The sequence below is a fragment of the Leisingera sp. JC1 genome, assembly GCF_001679925.1.
Classification (GTDB): Bacteria; Pseudomonadota; Alphaproteobacteria; order Rhodobacterales; family Rhodobacteraceae; genus Leisingera.
In genome coordinates, this window is the sequence record NZ_LYUZ01000144.1 from 1 (window position 1) to 10,188 (window position 10,188).

Consider the following 10,188-nt stretch of genomic DNA (forward strand, 5'->3'; position numbering starts at 1 on the left):
TGGCGGGCTGGTTCTGGCCTTCAGGCGGCTCCTGCGCGCGCTCTTCGCTGAGATGTTCGTCCAACTCGGTGCTCAGCGCACGTTCCGCAAGCGCCTTGGTCAGTTCGGAAAGAATGCCCTCCTTGCCGAAAAGGTCGCCGGGCGAACGCCCTTCCATCAGCCGGTCCAACAGGTCTTTGTCTATGCTCATACGTGGGTCTCCTCAAAAGTGAGCTACCACGCCGGGGCACAAAATTCAGGATAGTCCCATACACTTCTTCTGAACGGCCTTTCGACTGCTTAGCAGAGCCCGGTGGGCATGTGCTTCGCGGCTCTTGATGAAGACCTTGCTGAACCATCCGGACCGTAGCACTTGCGCGATCCCCCGAGCATCCGTCTTATCAGCCTTGTTCCGCATCGCGGACAGCGCTACATTCACCTGGCGCGCTTCCATGCAAACGACATCAAAGCCCGCCTTGCGAAGTCCGAAGTAGAGATGCTGGCTCATCGCACCAGACTCAAAGCCGATCCGGCACTGGCCCTTCGGCACATCGCGCAGGCAGGCGACGATATCCTCGATCTCGCAAGCCACAGCGCGTTCGAAGACGGGCTTGCCACTGGCATCAATCACGCAGACAGCCACTGACCGCAGCGACACATCCACCCCCACAAAGTAATCCATTTCGTTCTCCTTAGATTGCAGCATCCGCTGCAACTCTATCGAGAACCCGACCCATCTACTTGGTCAGCCCGATTACCCATGCTTCGTCCCGAGACTGTGCGTTCGTTCATCTCCAGATTTTGCTCGCGCGGCGAATGACCGGAAAGCGGGCTGCGCCTAAAGCAACGTGAAGGTAGGGCGAAACTTCGGAATGAGCCGAAAGCGTGGATGCTGCCCCCCATGTTGGCGTTTGATGCTAACTTAGAACGGAGGCGGTGTCGCAGACGAATCTTAAGTCGGAGGCCATATGACAGGCCCACCATTGTCCAAAACTCGCAGGTCATCTGATAGCTCCGATCAACTCTGGCATCAGCCCTGACGCAGTGATGGAAGGAATTTCATGCAGCCGATCGAAGGCAGCCAAATGCCTGGCCAATGTCCTTGCAAGGTCAGCGCGCCCATGCGGTGGACGGCTGATCGTTGAGCGGAGCTCCCTGTCCAATTTCCGCGCCCACTCCAGGCTGATATCTTGCGGATCCACTCCCGGTTTCCACCCTAGCACCTTAGGCACCGGGTTCTCCTTGAACCCCACGCCGGCACCGACAACGAGACCTTGCAGCTCTCTCCAGGCCGGTGTCCAAGTAAGCGCAAGAAATTCCCGGAGTGAGATGATCTTTCCCTTGTACTCTGTGATCTGTCTCTCAGGGGCGCTCCAGTCCACGCTTTCCAGTTTCGTGAACACCAGATCACGTAAAGGCATCGTGTCATCTGCTCCCAAGGCCTCTGCCAGGACCCCAGCGGCCAGCAGCATTTTCCGGCCCGTCGCCGCTGCAACTCCCATTTCGTCGAGTGTGGTCCGTAACTCGTCTTCGATACGCGCAGGAAGCCCACCGTGCCGTTCTCTCCGTTTCCGCAGTGGTGAGATATGTTCGAAGCCCGGTATGCAGCGAAGCGTCGAAACACCTTCATACAAGTGATGGAGCCGGTCCAGAGGGCAGGTTTCGCGGATCGTTTCCAGCCAATGTTGAGTGATACCAGAAGGAGGGAGACCGGCTTTGATCGCTTCAGACTTCAAATACCAAAGGGGGCTTGGTCCTTCAGAACTCGTGCTGTCATTTCTTAGGTTTCGGTACACAGCAGTCCAACCTGAACGAACCGGATCTATTGGCTTCGGGGCCTTCGGTTTCTGCGGGGGGCTGCGGCGAATGCTCAGGGGTTCTAGGGGCAAGAGAGCTGGAGGAACTACACTGCGAAAGCCGTCGAACTGCTCGCAGCCTCGGCGGCATTGGGCAGGCATCGAGTCTATCTTGTACCCGGCGATGAGCTGCCGGACCCACGCTGTTGTCAGCCGCCATGGGGCAATGCCCTGCTGGCTCGCCGGTTTTGATAGAGCCCACAAAAAACTGGTCTCGCAACCCGCCTCTCGTGCTGCCTTGCGGAGATTTTTCCAAGCTTGCTCAACCTCGGTCAGCCGGTAGTCCCGCCCGCCGATTCGGCACATCACTGTGATGATATAGTTATGAAGGCAATGGTCAGTGATTTCAGGCACCCCGACGTCATTGGGATTGGGCAGGCTGGCGAGGGCTTTGCGCAGATCTTCCAGAGTATCGGTTTCCCCGTTAAGACTGCCGCCTGCTATGGCAAGGCGGTGGACATAGTCGAGCGTGCAGCGCGTGCTTCTTTCGAACAGCTCAGAACGTGCCCTTTCAATGTCTGGAGCCATCGGAACCAAAGCCCGGTGATCCCGCAGGCCCGGCAGCGGTTGCGGCTTGATCAGCGGAAGCAACCCTGTCTGCAAGACAGTGTCATTGTCAAAGAGGCGCCTGAATGCGTTCACTCCCGCTCTAAACCGGGGGCGCTTAATGTTACTCAGCCTCTCATATGTTGCTCTGATCACCGCATCGGTCACATCTTCTGGCTGCATTGTGGCGGGCAAGTACAGGGGCAGATCATAAAACCTGGCACCGGATGATTTGCAAAACAAGCGTTCCGCCCTTGCAAGCGAGCTCCAGGACGCCCCGTCTGTATTCCCGGGGACAGCCCGCATCTGGACATCCAAAATCGTCCTTCGCCAAGCCTGATAGTGCGATGCACCATGCCAGAAGCAAAGCTGTGCAGGCGTCTCAAAAGGGTAGGCAAGCGCAAAGGCGGGTGCTGACATGTCCAAGGCCGGGACCGGTACGCCTTCTACTTGCGCAAGCAGTTCGATTGCGACCTGAGCCAAAAACGCTTCATCTCCGCCCAGGAAGCGTCCGCTGGAAACTGCGGCGTAGATGTCCGAAATCTTCATTTATGAACCTCTTGTGCCGTTTCAAGGCTGCGGATCTGCTCCAGAAGATCGTCAGTCAGAAGTTCTGACCGCCTGTCGGCGGCTGCATATTGAACGCGCTGGATAGCGGCTTGCCGTACCCTTTTCGCCTGGTATTTCAGCGCAGTCTGTGGGGATGTCTGATGCGCCATGGCCATTGTATCGCGCGTTCCGACTTCTCCACGGCTGATGGCTTGGTCGGTGTGGAGCATCGTCCTCGCTGTCGTTAGCGATGTTCCCGCGAAGGTCTTGAAGAGCCGGGGAATGTATGTCGGGCTTGTGCATTTCCCACGCTCGCGCACGAAAAGGGGGCCGCCGGTCTTCATCGCTTGGTTGCGCAATTCGGGAAGGTGCCGTGCATCATGGTCACCCTGCACCACGACGTCGATGTACCGTCCGAATTCCGGCTCAAGAGCGACGACGAGACGGTCTGTGTTGCGCCGCTGGGTTTTCGAGATTCCGGTATCAATGACCCAGGTGCCGGATTCCCAGACCAGCGTATCGTTCAAGGTTAGTATCGCGTCTGCATTCCGGAGCGGCACGATGCTGAAAATGCCGAGGATCGCACCTGCGTTGCGGAGCAAATGGCGGCGGTCTGCCCGTGTTTCCAGGGAAGCACGCAACAAGAGCGCGTCAGCCTTGTCCAAGACGCGTAGGGTCGTGTTGCCGGCGTCGAGAAGCGCCTGGAATTTCAGGGCATCCTGCCCTTTCTCGTAGAGTGAATAGCGCGTCAGGCGCTTAAGCAGGTACGTGGTATCTTCTTCGGAAACAATGCCGCTGTAGCGGGCGAAGCGGTGAAGCTCCTCCGCCGTTGCCCGCATCGTGGCCCACCGGATACCATGCGCTCGCAAGCGGAGCCGGGTTTCAAGCCCGGCGAGATAATGGTTAACAACCTCAGAGGAGAGAGACGGGTTCAAACCAGCCTCTTGTGCCGACCAGGCAAGCTGGCATAATTTTTGACACATTCGCTGCAGAATGCCCTGAGACGGGACCCCCGCCCTGTGCCCCGGTAATCCTTGTGAGGCACGCCGCAGGATTTCCTGCCAGGCATCCGGCAGCTCCCACGGATTAATCGAAACGTATCGTGCCCGCGCATTGGCTCGGTATTCGCAGGGATCCCGTTGCACGACCGTCGACTTCATTGCCGTTGCCGCCGGAGCGGGCGCAGAGGATGGCGCCGGCAACAGACAGATCGCTCGGGAGACGTTGGCGGTTTCAGAAGGCAAGATTACAGCAAAGGCCTTCGCGAGCTGTTCGAGCCATGCGGCCGGATCATTGTCCGCCATCATTTTTGCCCACATGGCATAATCTGAGGGAGCCGGCTGTACAGTGCCGGATACGGCAACCTGTTCCCAGACCTGATCGGCTGCGATCAGCGAAAGCAGTGGTATAGCGTGGAGGCCTTCGATGTGCAGGAAGTGCTGCCAAACGGGCTTATCGAGGATCCGGTGCCGGTTCATTCGGTCACCCCGCGCGCTTTCAGGATTTCCGTGCGCCGCCGCGCCGTGTCCTTCTGCACGTTCAGCACCGATTTCTTTGCATTAATCCAGGCATAATTGCGCTGCACGACTGCGACAGTATCGCCAAGGAGCTTGGCGAGATCCTCGATGGACCGGCGGCCATCGTTGATGTCGATCGAGCAGTAGCCATGGCGGAAGTTATGGGAGTTCATCGGCAGTCCGATCTCTGCGGACGCCTCGCTGAGCCAGAGGTAGAACGTGGCCGAGACAAACCCGGCGTCGGGTGAAGCGGCAGTCTTGAGCGGTGGAAAAAACGCATGTGTCTTGTCCGCTTCAGGGAAAAGAGGGCGGATTTCGCGCAGATAAAACGTGATGATATCCACGGCGTGATCACCCGGCCCGCGCTTCTCGATCGTGATTGCCTCGAGTTCCTCTCCGCGTTCCGAAAGATATTTGCCATTTTTAAGTTCTTCGTTCGGAAATTTGATCACTACATGAGGTGCTCGGCCGATGAGATGCAGGTGCATCGTTTTCCGAGGGCCGGAGTGCCGCATCGTGAGCATGTTTTGGCGGCGGAATGGCGCCCCCTCGAGCGCGACAGCGGAATAAGCTGCCATCAGGCCAAACATCCGTACGGTGCGCAGCGTTTTTTTGACAGCGTACCTTTTTGCATCAGGCAGAGCAGCCAGTACTTCGGGGTTCGAGAGGTGAAGCAGGTCAAGACTGTTCTGCTTCGCGGCTGCAAGTGCTTCAAGCGCGCGGCGATAATACTCGAGATGCTGAATCTGAAAGAGGGTTGTTTTCTTCGGGTCCCGCAGAAGTGCTTCGCACCACCGTTTTACCCGGGGGCTCATAACCTTGCCCGCGGCCCGCCCCTCAACCAGATGCGGCAAAACCTTGCTTAGTCCGGCAACATAAGTGCCTGCATCGGGCAGGCCATTCCGCTGGAGAAGCGCGGCGATGTTTGCGGCATATCCTGCAAGTGTCCTTGCTTTAAGTGCTTCATTTTGGCCCCAGGCGGACAGGACGGCATCTATGTTTTTCTCTGAGAAAAGGCGGTTCAGAGCCGTCTCGGATAAGAGGTCAGGCTCCAGCTTGAAGAGAGTTTGCACATAGAGCGAGATGGCCGCGCTGTAAGCGGCACGCGACGGGGCCGACAGCGGCTCTGCCAGGTGTTCGTAGCGCGGGTCTTCAACTTGTTCCCTTGCCGCGATATCGAGCCACGCATTAATGGCTTGCTGCAGCGGACCTGGTAGCGTGCGAAGGCGGCCAGATGGTTTTGATTCCGGGGTCACCAGGTAGGGAGGCAACAGGGGACGCAACCGGCCGATCCGCTGCAGTGTATCCAGAGCCTTCAGTCCCTTTCTCAGTGCCTTGCGCTTCGCAGCAGGTGCATTGGATAACCAGGCCTGCACCTGTTCGGCGGTCAGGGTTTTGGGCGTGATTTCCGCCGCACGGCAGATATCGATCAGTGCTGTCAACGCAACGCTGTGCTGAGGCATTACGAAACCCGCTTTCACGAGCAGCGCGATCTGGTTCTGAATAACTGCCCACTCGTCGTTGCGGGCCTTCCGTTCCAGTTTGGCAGCTTTAACTCCCGTGGCAGCTTCGATGAGGCGGCGCCCCGCACGTTGAAACTGCTTGTAGCTTTCGTCCGAAATCCCCGCTGCGTGAACCAGGGCCTGCAGGCATGGCATGCTGCCGCTGAGCTTGGTGATGGTTTTCTCGTAGGTGGAGAGATCGGCCGGGAAGTTGCTAAAACTGGGACCCTCGAACCCATGTATGGAAAATGCAGCCTTCGCTTTGCGGATGTCCTGCTTCTGGCTCGGCGTGCCATGTTCTTCGGCATGGGAGACGGCGTCTTGCATGGTCAGGGGGATGGGGGTTTCTTCGGCCATGGTGGTTTCCGCAAGATACTGGCGTTACAGGGGGGATCCGGCGTTGTCGGGAGAGCGGTAACGTTTGGTCGTAAATTTCCTGGACCCGGAAGTTTAAGGCTGCCCGTTACAGCTGGCGATGCAGGGAGGCCCGGGCATTACCGGTGCAAATCGCGGCAAATACGTTACCGGGCACCGTGGGCGGAGGGCTCTTGGAGCTGTCCGGGGGCGCCTCCTGCGGCAGGAACGGGACCGGCGCGCCGAGAAGATAGGCATCCAGCTGAGCAGGAATCCAGCGGCGCCCCCGCGGCGCGGCTTGGCCAAACCCGGCGCGTGTGAGCTCGAGCGGTGCCGGGAGCAGCAAGCGGTTTTCGCAGATTGCTGCATTGATCGCAGAAGTGCTCATGCCGGTGATGCCAGACACCCAGGTGGCTTTCTGCAGAGGTTTCAGAAGCGCCTGCATTTCGTCGGCTGTGCGCGGTGCTACCCCTATGATCTTCCGCATAACCTCATGCACGGAGAAACGATGGTTCTTCGCATTGCCGGTCAGCTCTTTGATGCCGAAATGCGCGGTCAGCCGCGAGATGCTGTTCTTGCCAACCTGGGCCCAAGCGGCGAGTTCAGCGGTTGACATGACTGATGTAGAGGCCAACGCGATTGGCAGGATCTCTCGCGGCCAGCTTCCTGGGTCCCGGCCTGCGGACCGCTTTTCTTCATTGGCGAGTGCTTTTTGCGAAAAAGCAATTTTGTAGTCGCGGGTCACGGCAATAGTCTCCTGCTCGCCTGCTCGATGTAACTCCGAGGCGTTTTTCTAGTTTCGATCTTCGAGACGGGATGGGGTGTCCCTGTGCAGATAATATTAAAGCAGGAGCGAGGATGCCTGGATGCCTTAAGGGGAAGAAGACGGCCCCTTTGGTAGCAATTTTGGGGAAAACTCTTCGTGCGCTCTGAGAACCAGCCAGTTGAGGCGAGGACATAGCTGTGCACGAAAGTTTTGCGGGAGCCTCTTTGACGGAAAAAGTATTACCTAGAGGGAGATTTGCGAATTTTCATGACCCGCTATGAAACCGCGCTTACTCCGAGACGGTGGCCGCAGTCCGCTGCACCAGCAGGATACCAGTGCTGAACAGTTCAAGCGCCAGATATCCTCCCCTCCGCGTTTCACAAGCGGTGCCTTAGGTCGTCTTAGTCACCGGCAGCAGTGCAGGAAAGCAGGTCTCAATGCTCTAGAAGAGCCAATATCTTCTTTTCGTTGAAGTCCTCTGCAAAGAACAGGTCCAGCGCAACTTGGGCGTTTGAAGCGGTGTCTTCTGCGATTCTGCGGACCATTGCGCGCTCCTCCCAAGTCAGTTTGCCCAGGATCATCAGGTCGATGTCCGAGTGCTCGCGGAAATCCCCCTTCGCGAGGGATCCGAACAGTTCGTGCTCGATCCCTTTACTGGCCAACTGCGCATGAATCGTCTGCCAAGCGGCCATTGCCGCCTTCAGATGCAGTTGCCGACGCTGTTCCAGCAAAACTTCGAAACGTGTCATCCGGATCTCCCTGCCCCCAAAATAGAGGCGGTTGAAGAAAATGTCAGGGGAAAGGATGATTTGCCTGACCAGCGCTGCCCTCCCGGTATATCAGGAAAATTGCGGCCGAAGGCTGGCTTTCACCCCTACTTGGCACCGCGGCACCCGAGGCGTGGCCGGGAGCAGTCCCAGAAGGCGTCTTCGGCATCCTGAACCACCGTATTCGGCACGTCATACGCTGGTGCCTGGAACTCCACCCTCAGCACATGGTCCTCTTCCGGGCACCAGCGGCGAAGGTGAAGGGCATAGTTCGCTTTACACGTTTGCTGCAGATGCTCTCTCAGCCGGTCTGCAACCTTCAGCCGATGGGAAGGAAGTATTCTAAAGTATCCTCGCGCGGTATACCTTACTCCTGACAAAGATACTTTGGGGTACTGACTGCCGAAAACTTCTTAGTTCACCTCCCTTGTAAGGCCGGTCGCCGTTCAGGCTCCTCATCCCGGACCCGAACTCAAAGGTGGCCTCCGAACCGTTCTTTGCGCCACCATGGCATAAAGCGAAAAGCGAAAAGGCCTGCCTGCAGCTTGATCTGCTGCCGGTGCTTCAGTCGCCCCTGCGCCCCAGATGGTACGTCCGCCACCTCTCGACGGGGCATCCTGGTTCGATTAGCTTGATATCCAGTTACACCCTTGAAATTATTGTATTAATTTCTTTATTTCTCTGGCCGCCATGCATCGGAGAGCCGGACTTAGGGCCACTTTCGCCGGAAGCCGGCCGAGGGATGTCTGGAAAAACCCTTTTAAATCAATCGTGTAACAGCGTTACGGATGGCGTTACGGGTCCGTTACGGGGTCAAGTCATTGAAAAAGCTAAGGTTTATCTATCTATCTATGTATGTAACACATAAATAGTTATATATATAAAGAGAGAGCAAGAGATACCCAGCCGGAGAGAGTGTGAGATATACACTCTCCCCCGCCGTTACGGGCGTTACGGCGTTACACTTTGTCTAAGTAATTGAAAACATTGAACAGATGTGTAACGGTCCGGCTCGATAAACACGAAAATGGCCGCGGAAATGTAACGCTGCGGCCGCGCTCTGCTGAGATCTGTCGATTTGTGAAAAACGGAACTGGTGGAAAGTTGCGAGTTTTGACTTATGTTTGGAATTTTCTTTCCTGGAGGGTGGCCCTCCCTTGGGAGCGTGTGTATTTGGTCCCTCGCAGACGCTCGATGGTTCATCCCCTTCGAAGACCATTCTGAACGTCTCTGCGCTTCCTGCTGACAAAGTTCATGACGCATGAGTAAACGAACATGAGGAAATTGGATCGGCATTACGGTTGGGTTGTACGGGTCGAAGACGCAGACGAGCTTCTTTCTTCCGAAGAACTATACGAGGCCCTTGACCTGGCCGATTTTCTGGAGCCGATAGAATATCTGCCTATTGAAATCCCTTGGTATAAAACTTCGTATGTGATGAGCGGGCTGTATGTGTTCTTGCGTGTAAGCGGCACGAAGTTGCGCATATACCTTGGGGTATCTGGTAACCGCCCGATTAGAACCGCCTGCTCGTGTGTCCTGGAGATTGCTAAGAGACGTCCATAAAGACGTCTTTAATGACGTCTCCTACAGGGAGGGAGGCAGCTGTGCGGGGCGAAATTCTTGGCTTGGAGCGTCGGCGCCGCTGGAGTGACGACGAGAAGTTGGCGATTGTGCTTTCGGTCGGGGTGAACGGCGCGACCGTGTCGCAGGTCGCACAGCGCCACGAGATCAGGCGGCAGCAGATCTATGCCTGGCGATACGAGCTGAGGAGGAAGGGGCTTCTGACGCCAGACGACGCGACGCTATTCCTGCCCGTCGATATTACGTCGCCGCCGGAACCGCCGGAAGCGTGCGCCCCTGAAGCGAGCTTGGCGTTGATTGAGGTGGTTCTGCGCAATGGTCGCAGCTTGCGGGTCGATGCCCATGTGGATGCGGCGGTGCTGACCCGTTTGATCCAGGCGGTGGAGGCGGCATGATCGGCCCGGGCACCGGCATTCGCGTTTACCTGGCCTGCGGTCACACTGATATGCGCAAAGGTATCGCGGGGCTTTCAGCGATCGCGCAGGATGTCTTGAGGCAGCGGCCATCGAACGGTGCCGTGTGTGAGTGCTGGACGTAATCTCCCCAAAACGGCTGGATGAAAATTCCCCAGTTTGGCGCCGATGCCGATGATCAGGGGGGCATGCCCCCCTGATCATCGGTCGCGCATACTTCCCCTGTAGAGGCCAATGGAAAGGCTCGCAGGTGGTGGGATTGAGGGAGATCGTGATGATCTTTGAATTGAAGCGGCAGGGCCTTGGCATCAGCGCAATCGCGCGGCAGACCGGGCTCGACCGCAAGACGGTAAGG

At 57.3% G+C, this 10,188-nt stretch carries 8 protein-coding genes and 1 pseudogene; 2 read left to right on the forward strand and 7 right to left on the reverse strand.

All coding sequences use genetic code 11. The features are described from left to right. The 7 genes and pseudogenes from A9D60_RS23170 to A9D60_RS23200 all read right to left on the reverse strand — a co-directional run. Positions 1-190, reverse strand: a pseudogene (locus A9D60_RS23170) (IS256 family transposase); the annotation flags it as partial. 45 nt (positions 191-235) lie between these two features. Continuing rightward, positions 236-661: an IS110 family transposase gene (locus A9D60_RS23175; protein ID WP_254656787.1), complete on the reverse strand. Its 426-nt coding sequence runs from the start codon at positions 659-661 to the stop codon at positions 236-238. A gap of 319 nt (positions 662-980) precedes the next feature. Continuing rightward, positions 981-2,930, reverse strand: coding sequence for a hypothetical protein (locus tag A9D60_RS23180; RefSeq protein WP_065269775.1), 1,950 nt, complete (start codon positions 2,928-2,930; stop codon positions 981-983). Beyond that, positions 2,927-4,408, reverse strand: a complete 1,482-nt coding sequence (locus A9D60_RS23185; protein WP_065269776.1) for a hypothetical protein — start codon at positions 4,406-4,408, stop codon at positions 2,927-2,929. The genes A9D60_RS23180 and A9D60_RS23185 overlap by 4 nt, the downstream gene beginning before the upstream one ends. After that, positions 4,405-6,306, reverse strand: coding sequence for a site-specific integrase (locus A9D60_RS23190; protein ID WP_065269777.1), 1,902 nt, complete (start codon positions 6,304-6,306; stop codon positions 4,405-4,407). Before A9D60_RS23190 ends, A9D60_RS23185 begins: the two co-directional genes overlap by 4 nt. A gap of 106 nt (positions 6,307-6,412) precedes the next feature. Next, positions 6,413-7,048 (reverse strand): hypothetical protein, encoded by a 636-nt coding sequence (locus A9D60_RS23195; protein WP_065269778.1) that lies wholly within the window; start codon positions 7,046-7,048, stop codon positions 6,413-6,415. A gap of 455 nt (positions 7,049-7,503) precedes the next feature. After that, the gene (locus A9D60_RS23200) at positions 7,504-7,818 is read right to left on the reverse strand and encodes a nucleotidyltransferase domain-containing protein (RefSeq protein ID WP_065269779.1); all 315 of its coding nucleotides are present in this window, start codon (positions 7,816-7,818) and stop codon (positions 7,504-7,506) included. 1,625 nt (positions 7,819-9,443) lie between these two features. Between A9D60_RS23200 and tnpA the strand changes: the two genes are divergently transcribed. Together tnpA and tnpB are read left to right on the forward strand one after the other, a co-directional pair. After that, entirely contained in the window at positions 9,444-9,815 is a 372-nt protein-coding gene (tnpA, locus tag A9D60_RS23205) for an IS66-like element accessory protein TnpA (RefSeq protein WP_065269780.1), read from the forward strand. Then, the gene (tnpB, locus tag A9D60_RS27430) at positions 9,812-9,958 is read left to right on the forward strand and encodes an IS66 family insertion sequence element accessory protein TnpB (RefSeq protein ID WP_141118038.1); all 147 of its coding nucleotides are present in this window, start codon (positions 9,812-9,814) and stop codon (positions 9,956-9,958) included. Before tnpA ends, tnpB begins: the two co-directional genes overlap by 4 nt. Positions 9,959-10,188 lie beyond the last annotated feature (230 nt).